Consider the following 18,132-nt stretch of genomic DNA (forward strand, 5'->3'; position numbering starts at 1 on the left):
TAGTTGTTTTGTAAGGAAAGGTGTAAGTGTTGAGCGACCGCACATTATTGCCGCTGCTGAAACCCATGCTGGCCGTGCCGTCCGAACCATTTGACCACCCGGATTATCTGTTTGAAGTTAAGTGGGATGGGTACAGGTGCTTGGCCTATTTGGACCAGCGGGAAACCAAGCTCATTTCCAGAAATCAAAAAAATATTACTGGTGCCTTCCCCGATCTGGGCGACCTGTGCCTGCATGTAAAAGATATCCCCCTGGTGCTGGACGGCGAAATTATTGTGCTGCGCAATGGCAGACCTTCTTTTGACGACCTGCAGGCCCGGGCCAAACTTGTGGCCGAAGACCGGGTTGCCCGGGCGGCCCAAAAATCGCCGGCCATTTACATGGCTTTTGATATTTTGTACCGGCGGGGGGCCCCCCTGGTGGACAGACCGCTGCATGTCCGGCGGGAGTACTTGCAAGCGGTGCTGAAACCGGGCCAAAACATTTTTATTTCGGAACAGGTAGCCCGGGAGGGGGTTGCTTTTTACCGGGCCTGTGTTGAAAAAGGCCTGGAAGGGGTAGTGGGTAAACGGTTTGACGGCAGGTATCTACCGGGCACTCGTTCACCGCTATGGAAAAAGGTGCGCCATATCAGGGAGGCCGATCTTGTGATCTGCGGATACCGCAGGGGCAAAGGAAGCAGGGTGCTGGGCGCTCTAGTGCTTGGCGCCTGGGATGGCCGGAAATTTATTTACCAGGGCATGGTCGGTACCGGTTTAAACCGGGAAGAACAACGGGATTTACTGGATAGGTTGGAATCGCTTAAAATAAACGAATCATTATTAACCGGCGCCGATCATGCTGGCCGCGCGATTAACTGGGTGCGGCCCGAACTGGTCTGCCGGGTGGAATACCTGTCCCTCACGCGGGAGGGCCTGTTGCGCCATCCCGTATATAAAGGGTTGCGTGCGGACAAGCCCCCCGGGGAATGTTCGCCCGCCGGCAATGGGCCTTAACTGGATTTAAGTCTTTAGGAAGGTTGTGTTCAGGCAAAGCGAGGTGGGAGCATTTGGGCGCAAAAACTGTGGAAATGGTTGAAATTGAGGGGCACGCTTTGCATCTTACCAATTTGGAAAAAGTTTTTTGGCCGGATCAGAACCTGACCAAAGCGCACATGATTAAGTATTACATGGAAATTGCGCCGTTGTTGTTGTCTTATATCTACAACAGGCCGCTGGTGATGAAAAGGTATCCGGACGGCATCCATGGGGATTTTTTTTATCAAAAAGAATGTCCTTTCTATGCTCCGGAATGGATTGAAACATACCCGGTGAAGCATACCCATAAGGTGATCAACTATATTGTTTGTAATAACGTCGCTACCCTGGTGTGGATGGCGAACCAGGGCTGCCTGGAAATTCACGGCTGGCTGAGCAGGTCGGATAATATAGACTACCCCGATCTTGCTGTCATCGACCTGGATCCTGCGGAAGGGGTACCGTTCAGGGAAGTGATGCGGGTGGCGCTGATTGTTCGGGAGGCCCTGAACATGCTTGGCATCAGCGGGTATCCCAAAACATCGGGTTCCAGCGGGATGCATATTTTTATCCCTTTGAGCGGGGAATACACATTTTCTGAAGTTGCGGCGGCAATGAAACACCTGGCCGAGATCATAGTAGGGGCCTACCCGGACGGAGTTACCGTGGAAAGGAATGTAATCAGGCGAAGTGGTAAAGTTTACATGGATTATTTGCAAAACGGCCGGGGTAAAACCATGGCTTTTCCTTACAGCCTGAGACCGGAGCCGGGCGCCCCCGTGTCTACGCCGCTGACCTGGGACGAGGTTGAGGAAATGAATATCGACCCCGGTGGATTTAACATTTTGACTATTTTTGATCGGGTTAAAAAAACAGGGGACATTTTTTCCGGTATGTTCGCCAATAAGCAGAGTTTAAAACCGTTATTGAAAATCGCGCCTGATACCGCCAACTCATTAGCCCATGATCTTCAACCCCCTAACATTTAAAATTTTTAGCAATCAATAAACAGATATTTTGGAACAAGCAGGAAAAAGCTATTTTATCTTGAACATCAGCATAATATAACGAAAAAGTTGAGGCGGGCTGGTGAAGTTGTTGAAGTTGTCAACGGAAGACAAGGTGTACTGGCTTGCCTGGCACATGATTCTGGCCGGGCAGGCCAATAAGTTTTGGAGAATTATGGATCACTTCGGCAATCCCCGGGAGGCGTGGTATGCGCCGGATCGGGAATTCGGCTGTTTGGCCAAAGCGCACAGGAATAACCTTGGAGAACTATTAAGCCGGCGTAAAGATCTAAATTTACATGAATTGGCTAATTACTTAAACCATAAGGATATAAAAATCATATTTTTTAGTGACGAAGGTTACCCGGAGCAGCTCAAAACAATATTCGATCCCCCGCCGGTTTTATTCGTCCGGGGGCAGAGTCGCTGTTTACATGAAACCGGGGTAGCCATGGTCGGGTCAAGGAGGGCCTCTCATTATGGTTTGAGCGTAGCTGAAAGCCTATCCCGTCAATTGGCCGAAGCCGGGGTGAACATAATCAGCGGCATGGCCAGGGGCATTGATGCCGCCGCGCATCGCGGGGCGCTGCAGGCCGGCGGGAAAACCATTGCCGTGCTGGGGTGCGGCGTTGATGTAATATACCCACGGGAAAATGGCAAGATAATGGTTGAAATAATCCGTACGGGAGCGGTGGTTAGTGAATTTCCCCCGGGAGCGCCGCCGGAAGCCTGGCATTTTCCGGTGCGTAACCGGGTTATCAGCGGTCTTAGCAAGGTAGTGGTAGTCGTTGAGGCCGCGGAAAAGAGCGGCGCCCTGATTACCGCCCACGCAGCCCTGGAGCAGGGCCGGGACGTAATGGCGGTGCCGGGAAATATTACCAGTAAACTCAGCCGGGGGGCAAACGGGCTCATTAAACAAGGGGCTGCTCCCGTGCTGGGCGCTGAGGACATCCTGGAGGAACTGGGCGTGGGGGTTATTTTTCCGCCGCGGGCCAGTGACCCTTCCGAGGGTGTAAAATTAACTGAAATTGAGCAAAAACTAAACAAGATCATCAACTTTGAACCTGTTCCCCTGGAGGTTATCGTGCAACAATCCGGGGTGCCCGCGGGAGAAGTAATGTCTGCCTTGATGTTCCTGGAAATGAAGGGGCTGGTCAGGCAGCTGCCAGGTAAGCTTTTTGCCAGGATCAAATAAATTTTGTTTAAAGATTTTTTGGGGGATAGATTTTTCTTAATGTATCGTTTGATTCTTTTGTACGGTAACCGTTATCATAATTTGAGGTGAGCAGTGTGGCTAAAACTTTGGTAATTGTGGAATCACCGGCTAAAGCCAAAAGCTTGGGAAAGTTTCTCGGCAAGAAATATGATGTAAAAGCCTCCATGGGACATATCAGGGATCTGCCCAAAAGCCAGTTCGGCGTTGACGTAAAGAACGGATTTAAGCCCAAATATATAACCATCAGAGGCAAAGGGGACATCATTAAAGAGTTGAAAGCGGCCACTAAAAAGGCCGACCATGTGTTACTGGCCTCGGACCCCGACCGGGAAGGTGAGGCTATTGCCTGGCACCTGGCCAATGTACTTGATCTTGATGAAAAATCGCCATGCCGGATTGAATTTAATGAAATTACCAAGCAGGCGGTGCAAAATGCCGTTAAACACCCGCGGCCCATTGACCTGAAAAAAGTTGACGCCCAGCAGGCCAGGCGGATTCTGGACAGGTTGGTGGGCTATAACTTAAGCCCGCTTTTGTGGCGGAAAATCAAAAAGGGCCTGAGCGCCGGCCGGGTGCAATCCGTTGCTATAAGGTTGATATGCGACCGGGAAGAGGAGATCCAATCCTTTGTTCCCGAGGAATACTGGACGCTGACGGCCAAGCTGCTTAAAGGTAATGCCGTCGCTTTTGATGCCAAGCTGCACAAGATCAACGGGGGCAAGGCCGATATTGCCGATGAGAACCAGGTGCGGCGGATTCTTGATGATTTGCAGGGAGCCACGTACCAGGTTACCGGTGTGGCCCGTAAAGAAAAAAGAAGACAACCGGCACCTCCCTTTACCACTAGCAGCTTGCAACAGGAAGCGTACCGCAAATTAAATTTTACTGCACGAAAAACCATGATGGTGGCCCAACAGCTGTATGAAGGGCTGGATCTGGGTAAAGAAGGCCCGGTGGGCCTGGTAACGTATATTCGTACGGATTCAACGCGGATTTCGGAAACCGCCGAGAAAGAGGCCCGGGAGTTTATCGCCGGGCGGTACGGGGCTGAATATGTTCCCGCCCAAGCACGCCGAACTGCGCCCAAGGGCCGAGCGCAGGACGCCCACGAGGCGATCCGGCCCACATCGGTATTCCGGGAGCCGGACAGCATAAAAAATTTTTTAACCCGGGACCAATACAAGTTATACAAGTTGATCTGGCTAAGGTTTGTAGCCAGCCAGATGAGCCACGCCGTAATCGATACCACCAGCGTGGATATCAAGGCCGGTAAATACACCTTCCGCGCCACGGGTTCCATGATCAAATTTGCGGGTTTCATGCAGGTTTATATCGAAGGGCGGGACGACGAAGAAGAAGGCGGCCAGGAAAACAGGTTGCCTCAGCTTCAAGAGGGGGAGATACTAAAAATTCTTTCCCTGGTGCCCAGGCAACATTTTACGCAACCGCCCCCACGTTATACTGATGCCACTTTAATTAAAACATTGGAGGAAAAGGGCATCGGCCGGCCGAGCACCTACGCGCCGACCGTGGACACCATCCTCAAGCGCGGGTACGTGATCAGGGAAAACAAAAATTTTTACCCCACGGAACTGGGCCAGGTGGTGGTGGACCTCTTAAAACAGTATTTCCCGGAAATTATCGATGTGGAGTTTACCGCCGATCTGGAGAAAAAGCTGGACGATATAGAAGAGGGTGACGTTGAATGGGTTAAAATTTTGGAAAATTTTTATGCTCCCTTTAAGGAGACGCTCAATGTGGCCGAGAAAGAAATTGAACATATCCAGGTTGAGGATGAGGTTACCGAAGAAATATGTGAACAGTGCGGCCGGAACATGGTGGTTAAAATGGGCAGGTACGGCAAGTTCCTGGCCTGCCCCGGTTTTCCAGAGTGCAGAAACACCAAACCGCTTTTAGAGCCTACGGGCGTTACCTGTCCCAGCTGCACCGGGGAACTTGTTTTAAGGCGCAGTAAAAAGGGCAGGAAATTTTATGGATGCAGCAATTACCCGGAATGTGAGTTTGTAGTATGGGATCAACCCACTAATCGTAAGTGTCCGAATTGCGGCAGCATGATGGTGCTGAAAGAGAGCAAAGGTGAAAAAATATACAGGTGCAGCAACAAAGAATGTGAGGAAAAAATTACGGCATCCGCGGAGGATGTCCAGGAACGGATTGATAATATTACGGAAGACAGCAGACTGAACGCCTATTGATAAAAGGGAGTTGAAAAATTGGCGGAACAGCTGACGATAATAGGTGCGGGGCTGGCCGGGTCCGAGGCGGCCTGGCAGGCGGCGTGCAGGGGGATCCCGGTAAGGTTGTACGAAATGAGGCCGGAGCAAAGCACGCCCGCTCACCAGACCGGTTTATTTGCCGAGCTGGTCTGCAGTAATTCCCTGCGGGCCCGGGCGCTGGAAAATGCTGTTGGTTTATTGAAGGAGGAAATGCGAAGGCTTGACTCCATCATCATGCGCTGCGCCGATGAACATAGCGTACCGGCGGGAGGGGCGCTGGCCGTGGACAGGGAGGGCTTCGCCCGGGCAGTGACCAGGGCCCTGGAAGAGCACGAATTGATTTCAGTACACCGGCGGGAATGTACCGAAATAGGTAACGGCGTGGTCGTGGTGGCGTCGGGACCCCTTACTTCCGGGCGACTGGCGGAAAAAATCAGGGAGTTTTTGGGCCGGGATTACCTGTATTTTTATGATGCCGTCGCGCCCATCGTAACCCTGGAGTCAATTGATATGGATAAAGTATTCTGGTCTTCCCGTTACGGCAAGGGTGACGGCGATTACCTTAATTGTCCCATGAACGAAGAAGAATACGACGCGTTTTGGCGGGAGTTGTCCACCGCCGAGAGGGCACCGCGGAAAGATTTTGAGCGGGAAATCAATTTTGAAGGCTGCATGCCCATTGAAGTGCTGGCCCGGCGTGGGCGGGACACCATGCGTTTCGGGCCGTTGAAGCCTGTAGGCCTGGTTGATCCCCGCACCGGGCGCAGGCCGTATGCCGTGGTTCAATTGCGCCGGGATAACGCCGCCGGCACGCTGTTAAATATTGTCGGGTTCCAGACGCACCTCAAATGGAGCGAGCAAAAGCGCGTTTTCAGCATGATCCCGGGCCTGGAACGGGCTGAGTTTGTTCGCTTCGGGGTGATGCACAGAAATACATATATCAATTCTCCCGCTCTGCTATGGCCCACATACCAGTGCCGGAAAAGGGAAAACATTTTTTTTGCCGGGCAAATTACCGGCGTGGAAGGGTACGTGGAATCGGCCGCTTCCGGTTTGGTGGCGGGAATCAACGCTTCCCTGTTGATACGGGGGCGCACTACCGTGGCCCTGCCGGTGGAAACCGCCCATGGCGCGCTGGCCCATTATATTACTTCCGCCGATTCAGAAAATTTTCAACCGATGAACATCACCTTCGGACTTTTTCCACCACTGGAGACCAGGGTAAAGGATAAGAAAAAGCGTAATCTATTGTATGCGGAGCGGGCTTTAAGGAAGCTGGAACAATGGAAGGCTTTAGTGGGAGATTTGTTTACTAAATGAGCGGAGTGATAACATGTATGGTTATGTAGATGGTTTTTTGGCCTACCTGCATACTGAAAAAAACGCATCGCCAAAAACAATACAAAGCTATCAAAAGGACCTGTTTGACGGGATTAGTTATTTCGCCGGGGAACTGGAAAAGCCGGATTACGCCATTCACCCCGCGGACATTACCGCCGCGCTGTTTAGAAGTTACCTGGCCGAAATGAGGGAACGAAAAAACTCCATTGCCACCATCGCCAGGAGGGTATCCGCGTGGCGTTCATTTTACCGGTACCTGTGCCGGGAAGATGTACTGGAGGATAACCCGCTCGGGAGGGTAAGCATCCCCAAGCGGGATAAAAAATTACCCCACTTTCTGCGTGAAGGGGAAATGAAGTTGTTGGTTGAGTTTCCACAGCCGGAAAAAATGCTGGGCTGCCGGGACCGGGCCTTATTGGAAGTCATGTATGGTACGGGAATCAGGGTGAGCGAACTGGTGGGGATTGATTTGGGAGATCTGGATTTGAAGCGTGCTACCGTCAAGGTTACCGGAAAGGGAGACCGGGAAAGGATTGTTCCACTGGGGGATTACGCGGTTGAAGCGTTACGCCTGTACATTGAAAAAGGGCGCCCCGCACTGGCGATAAATCAAAATGAGTACACCAGCGCCCTTTTTTTAAATCACCGGGGCGGCCGGCTCACGGACCGTGGAGTGCGCTGGCTGCTTAAACGGTACGTGGGGCGGCTCGGCTTGAACCAACAAACCAGCCCGCATACATTCCGGCATTCCTTCGCCACCCATATGCTGGACAACGGGGCGGACTTGCGGGCGGTGCAGGAATTGCTGGGACATGCGCGGCTTTCGACAACTCAAATTTACACCCATCTTAGCACAGACCGCCTCAAGCGTGTTTATGACCGGAGCCATCCCAGGGCATAGCCCGAGGGGACCCCTTTACAATGGATTAAAAAGGTATTATGTTATTGGTGGTTGGAATACTTCAGGGAAAGGGTTATTCGGATGTTTCACGCGACAACGATAGTAGCGGTAAAGAGGGAAAAAGAGGTGGCCATGGCTGGCGACGGCCAGGTTACGTTTGGACAGAATATCGTGTTAAAACATAACGCGCGAAAGTTGCGGCGCTTGCACGGCGGTAAAGTGCTGGCCGGTTTTGCGGGATCCGTGGCCGATGCTATCACCCTGTTTGAAAAATTTGAGGGTAAGATCGAGTCGTACCAGGGGAACATAAAAAGGGCGGCGGTGGAACTGGCCAAGGAATGGCGTACGGATAAATTGTTACGGCGCCTGGAGGCACTGCTGGTGGTTGCGGACAGGGAATGCCTGCTGGTGATCAGCGGCAGCGGCGAGGTGATTGAGCCGGACGATGGAGTCGTGTCAATAGGTTCCGGAGGGCCTTACGCTCTGGCTGCGGCTAGAGCCCTGGTTAAACACACCGGTATGAGCGCCGGTGAAATTGCCCGGGAGGCGCTGGCCATAGCGGCCGGGATATGCGTTTATACCAATGACCGGATTATTGTTGAAATACTGTAGATTTACCACGGGAGGGTGCGGAATGGTTTCGCTTACGCCTAGAGAAATTGTTATGGAACTGGATAAATATGTTGTGGGCCAGCACCAGGCTAAAAAAGCGGTGGCTATTGCGTTGCGCAACAGGTATCGCCGGAGCAAGCTGCCCGAAGATTTACGGGATGAGGTTATGCCCAAAAATATTTTGATGATTGGCCCCACCGGTGTGGGAAAAACCGAAATCGCCCGCCGCTTGGCCAGATTGGTTAACGCACCCTTTATCAAGATAGAAGCCACCAAGTTTACCGAGGTGGGTTACGTCGGGCGGGATGTCGAGTCGATGGTTCGCGACCTGGTGGAAACCTCCATCCGGATGGTCCGCCAGGAAAGAATGGCCATGGTTGAGGAAAAGGCCAGGCGAATAGCTGAAGATCGGATTATTGAACTACTTGCCCCCATGCCCAGGCAAGAAAAAGCTGTACGTAACCCTCTGGAAATGTTTTTCGGCACCGCCAGGCAGGCGGATCAAACGGAAGACAGGCAGTATGAGCAACTGGCCAGCAGGGTTAAGTTTGAGCGGGAAACCTTGCGGGAAAAGCTGGCAAGGGGCGAACTGGAACAGGAATATGTCGAAGTTGAGGTGGAAGACAACAAGCCTCCCATGATGGAGGTATTTACAGGGTCCGGCGTGGAGGAAATGGGGATCAACATAAGCGATATGCTGGGCAATATTTTTCCCAAGCGAAAACGCCGGCGCAGAATGACCGTTGCCGAAGCGCGCAAGGTGTTGACCCAGCAAGAGGCCCAAAATTTGATTGATATGGATGAAGTAACCACTACGGCTATATCGCAGGCGGAAAATCACGGCATTATTTTTCTCGATGAAATAGACAAGATTGCCTTTAAGGACGGCGGAGCCGGGCCCGACGTTTCACGCGGCGGGGTACAGCGGGATATTTTACCCATCGTTGAGGGTTCCACGGTAATGACCAAGTACGGGCCGGTTAAAACAGATCACATCTTGTTTATTGCCGCGGGAGCCTTCCATATGTCCAAACCCTCTGACTTGATCCCGGAATTACAGGGACGTTTTCCCATCAGGGTGGAATTGTCCAGCCTGACCAGGGAAGATTTTTTGCAAATACTGACCGAGCCGAAAAATTCCTTGATCAGGCAATATATCGAATTATTACGAACGGAGGGCCTTGAGGTCAAATTTTCGCAAAACTCTCTTGAGAAAATTGCTGAAATAGCTTATACTGTTAATGAGCAAACAGAAAATATCGGCGCGCGAAGGCTGCACACCATAATGGAAAAGCTGCTTGAGGATATCTCGTTTAACGCTAGTGAAATGGCGGGCAGTACATTTACAATTGATGAACAATATGTTACAAATAAGCTCGGTGAAGTGGTGATGAACCAGGACTTAAGCAGGTATATCCTATAAAGTTAAAAAAGAATTTTTTATTTTAGGGGATTATGTGTTATAATTTAATGATAAATTAGGTGTGTGGATGTTGTTATTTTCAAGGTAAAACCGGCTCTTGATTCACCTAAAACATTTATTACTTAAAACCCGTATTCTGGGGATAATAAGCTCTTAATAAAAAACGTTTAAGATTTACACTAAATATTTTATGTACTAGAACAAGAAAGAGGCGATGCAGTTTGCGTGATTTACTTGAGAAAGTCCGATCCATTAATAAAGTGTTACAGAAGTCCGCTGGCTACCCGGTTGATTTTAAGGAAATTGCCGCTATTTTGAGCGAAAACATTGAGTGCAGTATTTATATTCTCGATCGCCGGGGGAAAATACTCGGGTATTCTTATTTAAAAGGGTTTGTTTGTGAAGTTATGGAAGACATAGTTGAGTCACCAGCCGGATTCCCCGAGGAATATAACCGGAATTTATTGACTATAAATGAAACCCATGCCAATATATGTCAAACCGTAAATGTTTGCGCCTTTAATCACGAAAAAAGTTGCGAGTATAGCAAGGTAACCACTGTGGTACCAATAGTGGGTGCCGGCAGCAGGCTGGGTACACTGGTTCTAGCCAAGTATAACAAACACTTTACCGATGAAGATTTAATTCTTGCCGAACTGGGCGCCACCGTGGTTGGGATGGAAATACTGCGCGCCCGGCAGGACCGGATGGAAGAAGAAGCTAGGAAGCGCGCTGCGGTACAGATTGCGTTGGGCACATTGTCTTATTCGGAATTGGATGCTGTGCGGCATATTTTCAAACAGCTTGAGGGAGATGAGGGCCTGCTTGTTGCCAGTAAAATAGCCGACCGGGTTGGCATTACCAGATCCGTCATAGTAAACGCGCTTCGCAAATTTGAAAGCGCGGGGGTAATCGAATCCAAATCACTGGGTATGAAAGGCACCTATATTAAAGTCCTCAACGACCGGCTGCTGGAGGAATTGGAACGACTGCAACAACACTAAAACAGCCATGTTCAACTGGCTGTTTTTTTGCTTATGCGATTTATGCGATTTGCTGCCTTGCCAGTGGTTAAACTTTATGTTAGAATACATGCTGGTGTTAAATACACACGTCGTTGGATTTCAGCAGACGGTCCCTGCTTTTGGGCCTGCTGAAAAATGAAAGTGACGGAGGAAAAACCAGTGGGAGGAGGTGGTACTATTGGCCGTTATATCTATGAAGCAATTGCTTGAGGCCGGCGTTCATTTCGGGCACCAGACCCGGAGATGGAACCCCAAGATGGCTCCTTACATTTTTACAGATCGTAATGGTATTTACATCATTGATTTACAAAAAACCGTTAAAAAAGTTGAGGAAGCCTATAATTTTGTCAAACAGGTAGTCCAGGAAGGCGGCAACATATTATTTGTTGGCACCAAAAAACAGGCCCAGGAATCGGTCCGTGAAGAGGCCGAGCGTTGCGGCATGTTTTATGTGAATCAGCGCTGGCTTGGTGGTATGCTGACTAACTTCCAGACCATTCGCAAGCGTATCGAGAGACTGCATGAGCTGGAAGGAATGGAAGAAAATGGGGTGCTAGAAAAGCTTCCCAAGAAAGAAGTCGCCGAGCTTTTGCATGAAAAAGAAAGGTTGAGCAAGTTCCTGGGCGGTATTAAGGATATGCGCAAGCTGCCTCAGGCTTTGTTTATTATTGACCCGCGCAAAGAAAGAATCGCGGTGGCTGAAGGACGTAAGCTGGGCATCCCCATAATTGCAATTGTTGACACCAACTGCGATCCCGATGAAGTAGACTACATCATCCCGGGTAATGATGACGCTATCAGGGCGGTCAGGCTTTTGACCAGCAAGATAGCCGACGCGGTATTGGAAGGTAAGCAGGGCGAACAAGTCGCAGAATAAAATGCTGGTGGGGGATTAACCTGTATGGATAACCCCTGCCTTTTTTCTGTCTGTTATTATTTTATTAAAAAAGGTTATAATAATTAATTACAAGGAAAAAGATGGCAAAGGGGGATTTTTTCCATGGCTGAAATAACTGCAGCAATGGTAAAAGAATTAAGAGAAAGAACCGGTGCGGGAATGATGGATTGCAAAAAAGCGCTGGCGGCTACCGATGGGAACATGGAAAAGGCTGTTGATTTTCTGCGGGAAAAAGGACTGGCTGCCGCGGCTAAAAAAGCGGGCAGGATTACCGCAGAGGGATTAGTTGACTCTTACATTCACGCCGGGGGCAAAATCGGCGTGTTGGTTGAGGTAAACTGCGAGACCGATTTTGTAGCCAAAACCGATGAGTTTAAATCGCTAGTCAGGGATATCGCCATGCAAATTGCTGCTGCCCGCCCCGAGTATATCAGCAGGGAGGAAGTGCCGGAGGAGGTCGTTGCCAGGGAAAAGGAAATTTTAGCAGCTCAGGCTGCCAACGAAGGCAAGCCGGAAAAGATAATCCAAAAGATGGTTGAAGGACGTCTTGAAAAGTTTTACAAGGAAGTTTGCCTGCTGGAACAGCCCTTTATCAAGGATAATGAGAAAACTATCAAACAACTTATTACGGAAAAAATAGCCACCATCGGTGAGAACATTTCCGTTCGCAGGTTTGCGCGCTACGAGCTGGGCGAGGGCCTGGAAAAGAGAAAGAATGACTTTGCTGCGGAAGTGGCGGCCCAGGCTGGAAAATAATTTTAAATTATCATTCATTGGGGGTTTTAATTCAAAAGGAAAAAAATATTTCTTGTAGAAATACTAAAAATGGTATGACGGAGGTTAAATATCCCAAATGGATGTACCCAGGCACAAAAGGGTCATTTTAAAACTGAGCGGCGAGGCTTTGGCGGGTTCCAAGGGCTACGGCATTGATCCCGAAGTGGTTTATTCTATAGCCGTGCAAATTAAGGAAGTCGTACAATTGGGAGTGGAAGTGGCCATTGTTGTCGGCGGGGGTAATATCTGGAGGGGTGTGGCGGGCAGCGCCAAGGGCATGGACCGGGCAACCGCAGATTATATGGGTATGCTGGCCACGGTGATCAATTCACTGGCATTGCAAGATGCACTGACCAAGCAAAATGTCGATACCAGGGTTCAGACGGCCATTGAAATGAGGGAAGTTGCCGAACCCTATATTCGCAGGCGAGCCATCAGGCACCTGGAAAAGGGACGCGTAGTGATTTTTGCCGCTGGTACCGGCAACCCCTATTTTTCCACCGATACTACCGCGGCACTGCGCGCGGCAGAAATAGAGGCCGACGTGATTTTAATGGCCAAGCGGGTTGACGGCGTTTACGATTCCGACCCCTTGAAAAACGCTGATGCCAAGAAGTTTCACAAACTTAGTTACATTGACCTTTTAAACAGAGGGCTTGGCGTGATGGATTCCACCGCTACTTCTCTTTGTATGGATAATCGTATTCCACTGGTGGTTTTTAACCTGAATGAAAGCGGTAATATTAAAAAAGCTGTTATGGGAGAAGAAGTAGGAACATATGTTGGGGGTGACATCATTGGCGCATCCACTACTGGCTGAAACTGAAAAGAACATGAAAAAAACGGTGGAAGTGGTCAACAAGGAATTGGCTTCGTTGCGGGCGGGCCGGGCTACTCCGTCATTATTGGAAAAGATAATGGTGCAGTATTATGGCACGCCGACGCCGATAAACCAGCTGGCCAATGTTACCGCGCCGGAAGCACGGCTGCTGGTAATTCAGCCTTGGGATAAGACGGTGTTGCCGGAAATTGAGAAGGCGATTTTGAAATCGGATTTAGGCATTACACCTGCCAGCGACGGCAACGTCATCAGGTTGACTATACCGCAATTAACCCAGGAAAGAAGAACCGAACTGGTCAAGGTTGTGAAAAAGAAGGCGGAAGAGGGCCGTGTTGCCGTGCGCAATTTGAGACGGGACGCAAATGACAACTTGAAAAACCGGCAAAAGAACGGCGAAATATCGGAGGATGAGCTGCGGCGCCTGCAGGATGAAGTGCAAAAGCTCACCGATAAATACATAAAGGAAATTGACAACTTGGCCGCCGCAAAAGAAAAAGAAATCATGACGGTTTAAAAATGAAATGTTCGGACCTTTTGGCCATGGAACTTGAACGGGCGCTTGCCATGTGCCGTGCGTCCGGATGGACGGTAAAAGTGGAATATGTTGCGCCGCCCCGGGGCGAACCCGGGGGGCCATACCGGGTGATACGTTGCCTGGAACTTCCTGACAACAGGTTTTTATTAACGGCTGCTCGAGAAGCTACAGGGAAGGGGGTGTAGAAATGGCCTATAGAATTACCGATGAATGCCTGGCATGCGGAACTTGCCTGGAGTCCTGTCCAAACGAGGCGATTATGGAGGGGGATATTTACAAGATTGACCCCGATAAGTGTGAAAATTGCGGAACATGTATAGATGAATGCCCCACCGGAGCCATTATTGAAGAATAGTGGATACCCCCCTCGTTTCCGGAGGGGGTTGTTTTATAGTAAAGGGGGCGGTAATGTGTTTAAACGTTTGCGGGGCATTCGCTGCAAAAATTCCATTCAACAAGATGACAACAACTTGGAAAAGGAATTAATGAGGCAACTGGATTTATCCAGGCTACCGGCCCATGTAGCCATAATTATGGATGGCAACGGCAGGTGGGCCACAAAAAAAGGAATGCCCCGTTCGTTTGGACATAGAGCGGGCGTAAAATCGTTGCGGGAAGTGGTCAAGCTCTGTGTGGAACTAAAATTGAAACACCTTACCGTCTACGCTTTCTCTACGGAAAACTGGAAAAGGCCCCGCGAGGAAATCAATATATTAATGAATTTGTTGGTGGAATATCTATACAAGGAAATCGACGAGTTGTGCGCCAACAATGTGAGGATCAACCCGATGGGGATTATATCGGAACTTCCGGAGCATGCCCGGGAAGCGGTAACAATGGCGGTTCGAAAAAGCGAAAACAATACCGGGCTGGTTTTTAACGTTGCGCTTAATTACGGCGGTAGGGCGGAGTTGATCAAAGCCGCCAAGGAAATTGGGCAAAAACTGGTCGACGGTGAGTTGACCATTGATGAAATAAATGAACAGGAGATCGCCCGGCACTTGTATACTGCCGGTCAACCCGATCCGGACTTGTTGATCAGGCCGTCGGGCGATTACCGGGTCAGTAATTTTTTGCTCTGGCAACTGGCGTACACCGAATTTTGGCTAACGGACACCATGTGGCCGGATTTCGGTAGGAAGGAATTATTACAAGCGTTGCTGGATTACCAGCGCCGGGAAAGGCGTTTCGGCGGGCTGTTGCATAATTAGTTACCGTGGTTGGTGATTGAGTGTTTTGGCAGAGGTTGCTTAGCGCGTTAATCGGGATTCCCCTGCTGATTGCTGCGGTGTGGTACGGCGGCGTTCCGTTAATCGCCGTAACCGCAGCATTAATGTTGCTGGGTATCAGGGAAATTAACCGTATTTTTTCGCAAATCCAACTGCAAGTGCCAATAGCCCTGGCTTTGGCCGGTTGTCTTATTTTACTGGTTGCGGCATATCAATATAAACAGGGGTATCCAGGCGCCGGCGTGGTTGCCATTTTAGTTTTAAATCTTTTAACAATGGTTTTATTTTATCCCCGTTTTTCGCCACAGGATATCGCAGTGACTTTTTTAAGTACATTGTATGTGGGACTAATAAGCTATCTTTTTTTGCTTAGTACCCTGGACAATGGCAGGGTATGGTTGATTTTATTGCTGGTTTGTACCTGGGCCAACGACACTGTGGCTTACCTGGTCGGGTGCAAATGGGGGCGGCATCGCATGGCACCCACTCTAAGTCCCGGAAAAACCGTGGAAGGGGCTGTGTGCGGTGTGCTGGGCAGCATTTTAGCCGCTTTGCTGGTGATCTTTTTTTCCTCTCATCTCCCATTATTGCCGGTATTGCTGCTGGGCGCCCTGGTGGGAATAGCAGGCCAAGTGGGCGATCTTGTGGAGTCGGCATTAAAGCGTCAGGCCGGTATCAAGGATGCGGGCAGGTTGATCCCCGGACACGGGGGAATTTTGGACCGTTTTGACAGCATGCTCTTTACTGCTCCCCTGGTATACCACTTTGTGGGGTTGATTATAATAAGCTGAGGTGAATTTAGTGCCGCGAGCGGTACAAAATATACTATACGTGCTGGCGGGGACGGTTACACTGCTGGCAATCTATCTCGCTTTAAGATACGTGGTGCCCGAAATATTTTCCTGGCTGAAATATTTCCTCGTGGTGTTGTTTCCTTTTTTACTGGCTGCCATATTCAGCGTGTTTATGGAACCGCTGGTTGTGTATTTCAGCCGGGGAAACAGGGTTTCCAGGTTAATTGCTGTTCCACTGGCCATGCTGGTGTTTTTTGGTGGTATAGGCACTGTTTTAACATTACTGATCTTAAGATTGGTCAAAGAGTTGAACGATCTGTACCTGGTGCTTCCGGAAAAAATCACAACGATAGAAAACCTTTTTAACACCTGGGTGGAAAAGGGCGTATTGTTTTACGGAACCCTGCCCAAAGGCATCACCAGCAATCTACAGGACACGATCAATGGCTTGACCATAACGGCGCAGCACCTGGTGCGGGACTTGTTGTCTGTTTTGGTTCATTTCGTCAGTATGGTGCCCGGTGCCATTATGGTGATTATCATCAGCTTGGTTACAACATACTTTTTCAGCAAGGACAGGAACAAGATTGCGAACATGTGGCTAAGACTGGTTCCCCCGCCGTGGGGGAAACGTACGATGGAAATCAGCAAGCAGGTTGCCGTCGCGTTTCAATCCTACGTGCGCGCGCAATTTATTCTAATTTCCATTACCACCCTGATCAGTATTGTGGGTTTACATATTATTGGTACTGATTACGCCTTGACCCTGGGTTTGCTTGTGGGTATTTTTGACATGATTCCGGTGTTGGGTCCGGGTACCATATACATCCCCTGGGCCGCTTGGGCTTTTATCACGACGGATATTGTGCTGGGACTGAAATTGACGGTATTATATTTATTGGTAATGGTTGTAAGAGCGGTAATGGAGGCCAAGGTGGTTGCAGTCAATCTTGGATTGCACCCCCTGGCGGTATTAATGGCCATGTATATCGGGTTGAAAACAATCGGTGTGCTGGGGCTTGTGTTGGGACCGATTATGGTTGTTGCAGTACAAGCCACCGTTAAAGCGGTACAGTCCGTTCATAAATAAAAGATGGAATGGAGCCGGTTATGAAAAGAATTGCTATTTTGGGCAGTACGGGGTCGATTGGACAGCAGGCTCTGCAGGTTGTGGATCAATTTGCGGGCGAAATCAGGCCGGTGGCCTTGGCGGCGGGGCGGAACAGGGAACTGCTGCTGCGGCAGGTAAAAAAGTACAAACCACAGCTGGTGTCCGTGTCCAAAGAAGAGGATGCCGTCTGGCTGCGGGAAGTGCTAGGTAGAGAATCCGGCACCGAAGTATATTGTGGAAATGAAGGTTTGCTGGCCACGGCCACGTTTCCGGAAGCGGATACCGTTTTAACCGCCGTTTCGGGCGCGATAGGCCTGAAGCCCACCATGGCGGCCATCCGGTGCGGGAAAAATATTGCCCTGGCCAATAAGGAAACCCTGGTTGCCGCCGGTGAGCTGGTGGTGAGCCTGGCACAGCGACACAAAGCGGCGATCATGCCGGTGGACAGCGAACATTCGGCCGTCTGGCAGTGCCTGAACGGTGAAAATTGCGAAGACGTCTCCCAGATCATCCTTACGGCTTCCGGCGGGCCGTTTCGCCTGTTTAAGCGCGAAAAGATGGCGGGTATCACACCGGCCATGGCGCTGGAACACCCCAACTGGAAGATGGGGCCCAAGATCACGGTGGACTCGGCCACTTTAATGAACAAGGGCCTTGAAGTTATCGAAGCCAGGTGGCTGTTCAACATTGACTATAATCGAATCAAAGTGGTGATTCACCCGGAAAGTATCATCCATTCCATGGTGGAGTTCAACGACGGGTCCGTGATGGCGCAATTGGCCGTTCCCGACATGCGGTTGCCCATTCAGTATGCGTTGACCTATCCCGGGCGCCCCGCATCGAATGTACCCAAGTTACAATGGCCGATTCGCAGCCTGACCTTTGAAACGCCCGACCTTGAACGCTTTCCCGCCCTATCCCTGGCCTACGAGGCTGGAAGGGCCGGGGGTACCATGCCCGCCGTGATGAACGCCGCCAACGAGGTGGCGGTGGCGGCCTTTCTGGCCGGAAAAATCGGGTTTATGGCCATCCCCAAAGTGGTGGAAGAAGTAATGCACGGGCATAATGCAACTAAGTACGGCACTCTGGAAGAAATCCTGGAAGCGGACGGCTGGGCCCGCCGGAAAGCGGATGAGCTATGCGCCGGTACCGCATCATTTACTTTGTAA

General features: G+C 50.2%; 19 protein-coding genes. All 19 read left to right on the plus strand.

Annotation, left to right across the window (positions count from 1 at the left end; all coding sequences use genetic code 11):
- Positions 1 to 26: 26 nt before the first annotated feature.
- The 19 genes from ligD (IT084_RS11230) to IT084_RS11320 all read left to right on the plus strand — a co-directional run bounded on the left by ligD (IT084_RS11230) (position 27) and on the right by IT084_RS11320 (position 18,132).
- Positions 27 to 995 (plus strand): non-homologous end-joining DNA ligase, encoded by a 969-nt coding sequence (ligD, locus tag IT084_RS11230; protein WP_313885465.1) that lies wholly within the window; start codon positions 27 to 29, stop codon positions 993 to 995.
- A 53-nt stretch (positions 996 to 1,048) separates the two neighbouring features.
- On the plus strand, positions 1,049 to 2,005 hold the full coding sequence (ligD, locus tag IT084_RS11235; protein WP_243276921.1) for a non-homologous end-joining DNA ligase: 957 nt from the start codon (positions 1,049 to 1,051) through the stop codon (positions 2,003 to 2,005).
- A gap of 100 nt (positions 2,006 to 2,105) precedes the next feature.
- A complete protein-coding gene (dprA, locus tag IT084_RS11240) occupies positions 2,106 to 3,218 on the plus strand; it encodes a DNA-processing protein DprA (protein ID WP_313885466.1) in 1,113 nt (370 codons plus the stop codon).
- Positions 3,219 to 3,313: 95 nt separating this feature from the next.
- The gene (gene topA, locus IT084_RS11245; RefSeq protein WP_195712965.1) at positions 3,314 to 5,455 is read left to right on the plus strand and encodes a type I DNA topoisomerase; all 2,142 of its coding nucleotides are present in this window, start codon (positions 3,314 to 3,316) and stop codon (positions 5,453 to 5,455) included.
- 18 nt (positions 5,456 to 5,473) lie between these two features.
- Complete coding sequence (gene trmFO, locus IT084_RS11250) at positions 5,474 to 6,796, plus strand: methylenetetrahydrofolate--tRNA-(uracil(54)-C(5))-methyltransferase (FADH(2)-oxidizing) TrmFO (RefSeq protein WP_195712966.1); 1,323 nt, start codon at positions 5,474 to 5,476, stop codon at positions 6,794 to 6,796.
- A gap of 13 nt (positions 6,797 to 6,809) precedes the next feature.
- The gene (gene xerC, locus IT084_RS11255) at positions 6,810 to 7,718 is read left to right on the plus strand and encodes a tyrosine recombinase XerC (RefSeq protein WP_195712967.1); all 909 of its coding nucleotides are present in this window, start codon (positions 6,810 to 6,812) and stop codon (positions 7,716 to 7,718) included.
- Between the two features lie 81 nt (positions 7,719 to 7,799).
- Positions 7,800 to 8,330, plus strand: coding sequence for an ATP-dependent protease subunit HslV (gene hslV, locus IT084_RS11260; RefSeq protein ID WP_207744543.1), 531 nt, complete (start codon positions 7,800 to 7,802; stop codon positions 8,328 to 8,330).
- 22 nt (positions 8,331 to 8,352) lie between these two features.
- Positions 8,353 to 9,753: an ATP-dependent protease ATPase subunit HslU gene (gene hslU, locus IT084_RS11265; protein WP_195712968.1), complete on the plus strand. Its 1,401-nt coding sequence runs from the start codon at positions 8,353 to 8,355 to the stop codon at positions 9,751 to 9,753.
- 221 nt (positions 9,754 to 9,974) lie between these two features.
- Positions 9,975 to 10,757 (plus strand): GTP-sensing pleiotropic transcriptional regulator CodY, encoded by a 783-nt coding sequence (gene codY, locus IT084_RS11270; protein ID WP_195712969.1) that lies wholly within the window; start codon positions 9,975 to 9,977, stop codon positions 10,755 to 10,757.
- A 199-nt stretch (positions 10,758 to 10,956) separates the two neighbouring features.
- Positions 10,957 to 11,655 (plus strand): 30S ribosomal protein S2, encoded by a 699-nt coding sequence (gene rpsB, locus IT084_RS11275; RefSeq protein WP_195712970.1) that lies wholly within the window; start codon positions 10,957 to 10,959, stop codon positions 11,653 to 11,655.
- A 123-nt stretch (positions 11,656 to 11,778) separates the two neighbouring features.
- Complete coding sequence (gene tsf, locus IT084_RS11280; protein WP_195712971.1) at positions 11,779 to 12,432, plus strand: translation elongation factor Ts; 654 nt, start codon at positions 11,779 to 11,781, stop codon at positions 12,430 to 12,432.
- Positions 12,433 to 12,529: 97 nt separating this feature from the next.
- Positions 12,530 to 13,273 (plus strand): UMP kinase, encoded by a 744-nt coding sequence (gene pyrH, locus IT084_RS11285; RefSeq protein ID WP_195712972.1) that lies wholly within the window; start codon positions 12,530 to 12,532, stop codon positions 13,271 to 13,273.
- Positions 13,233 to 13,808: a ribosome recycling factor gene (gene frr / locus IT084_RS11290; protein WP_395879756.1), complete on the plus strand. Its 576-nt coding sequence runs from the start codon at positions 13,233 to 13,235 to the stop codon at positions 13,806 to 13,808. The genes pyrH and frr overlap by 41 nt, the downstream gene beginning before the upstream one ends.
- A 2-nt stretch (positions 13,809 to 13,810) precedes the next feature.
- Positions 13,811 to 14,014, plus strand: coding sequence for a hypothetical protein (locus IT084_RS11295; RefSeq protein WP_195712974.1), 204 nt, complete (start codon positions 13,811 to 13,813; stop codon positions 14,012 to 14,014).
- Between the two features lie 2 nt (positions 14,015 to 14,016).
- Complete coding sequence (locus tag IT084_RS11300) at positions 14,017 to 14,184, plus strand: DUF362 domain-containing protein (protein ID WP_195712975.1); 168 nt, start codon at positions 14,017 to 14,019, stop codon at positions 14,182 to 14,184.
- Between the two features lie 55 nt (positions 14,185 to 14,239).
- On the plus strand, positions 14,240 to 15,040 hold the full coding sequence (locus tag IT084_RS11305) for an isoprenyl transferase (RefSeq protein WP_313885467.1): 801 nt from the start codon (positions 14,240 to 14,242) through the stop codon (positions 15,038 to 15,040).
- A gap of 20 nt (positions 15,041 to 15,060) precedes the next feature.
- A complete protein-coding gene (locus tag IT084_RS11310) occupies positions 15,061 to 15,849 on the plus strand; it encodes a phosphatidate cytidylyltransferase (RefSeq protein ID WP_195712977.1) in 789 nt (262 codons plus the stop codon).
- A gap of 10 nt (positions 15,850 to 15,859) precedes the next feature.
- Complete coding sequence (gene ytvI, locus IT084_RS11315; protein WP_195712978.1) at positions 15,860 to 16,942, plus strand: sporulation integral membrane protein YtvI; 1,083 nt, start codon at positions 15,860 to 15,862, stop codon at positions 16,940 to 16,942.
- A 20-nt stretch (positions 16,943 to 16,962) separates the two neighbouring features.
- The gene (locus IT084_RS11320) at positions 16,963 to 18,132 is read left to right on the plus strand and encodes a 1-deoxy-D-xylulose-5-phosphate reductoisomerase (protein ID WP_195712979.1); all 1,170 of its coding nucleotides are present in this window, start codon (positions 16,963 to 16,965) and stop codon (positions 18,130 to 18,132) included.

Origin of the sequence: Desulfallas sp. Bu1-1 (assembly GCF_015594625.1) — a bacterium.
Lineage (GTDB): Bacteria > Bacillota > Desulfotomaculia > Desulfotomaculales > Desulfallaceae > JADNRQ01.

Bases quoted from the DNA above. Each gene is read 5' to 3' on its own strand.
- xerC (WP_195712967.1), top strand. From the start codon at position 6,810: ATGTATGGTTATGTAGATGGTTTTTTGGCCTACCTGCATACTGAAAAA.
- hslV (WP_207744543.1), top strand. From the start codon at position 7,800: ATGTTTCACGCGACAACGATAGTAGCGGTAAAGAGGGAAAAAGAGGTG.
- hslU (WP_195712968.1), top strand. From the start codon at position 8,353: ATGGTTTCGCTTACGCCTAGAGAAATTGTTATGGAACTGGATAAATAT.
- tsf (WP_195712971.1), top strand. From the start codon at position 11,779: ATGGCTGAAATAACTGCAGCAATGGTAAAAGAATTAAGAGAAAGAACC.
- pyrH (WP_195712972.1), top strand. From the start codon at position 12,530: ATGGATGTACCCAGGCACAAAAGGGTCATTTTAAAACTGAGCGGCGAG.
- frr (WP_395879756.1), top strand. From the start codon at position 13,233: ATGTTGGGGGTGACATCATTGGCGCATCCACTACTGGCTGAAACTGAA.
- IT084_RS11295 (WP_195712974.1), top strand. From the start codon at position 13,811: ATGAAATGTTCGGACCTTTTGGCCATGGAACTTGAACGGGCGCTTGCC.
- IT084_RS11300 (WP_195712975.1), top strand. From the start codon at position 14,017: ATGGCCTATAGAATTACCGATGAATGCCTGGCATGCGGAACTTGCCTG.
- IT084_RS11320 (WP_195712979.1), top strand. From the start codon at position 16,963: ATGAAAAGAATTGCTATTTTGGGCAGTACGGGGTCGATTGGACAGCAG.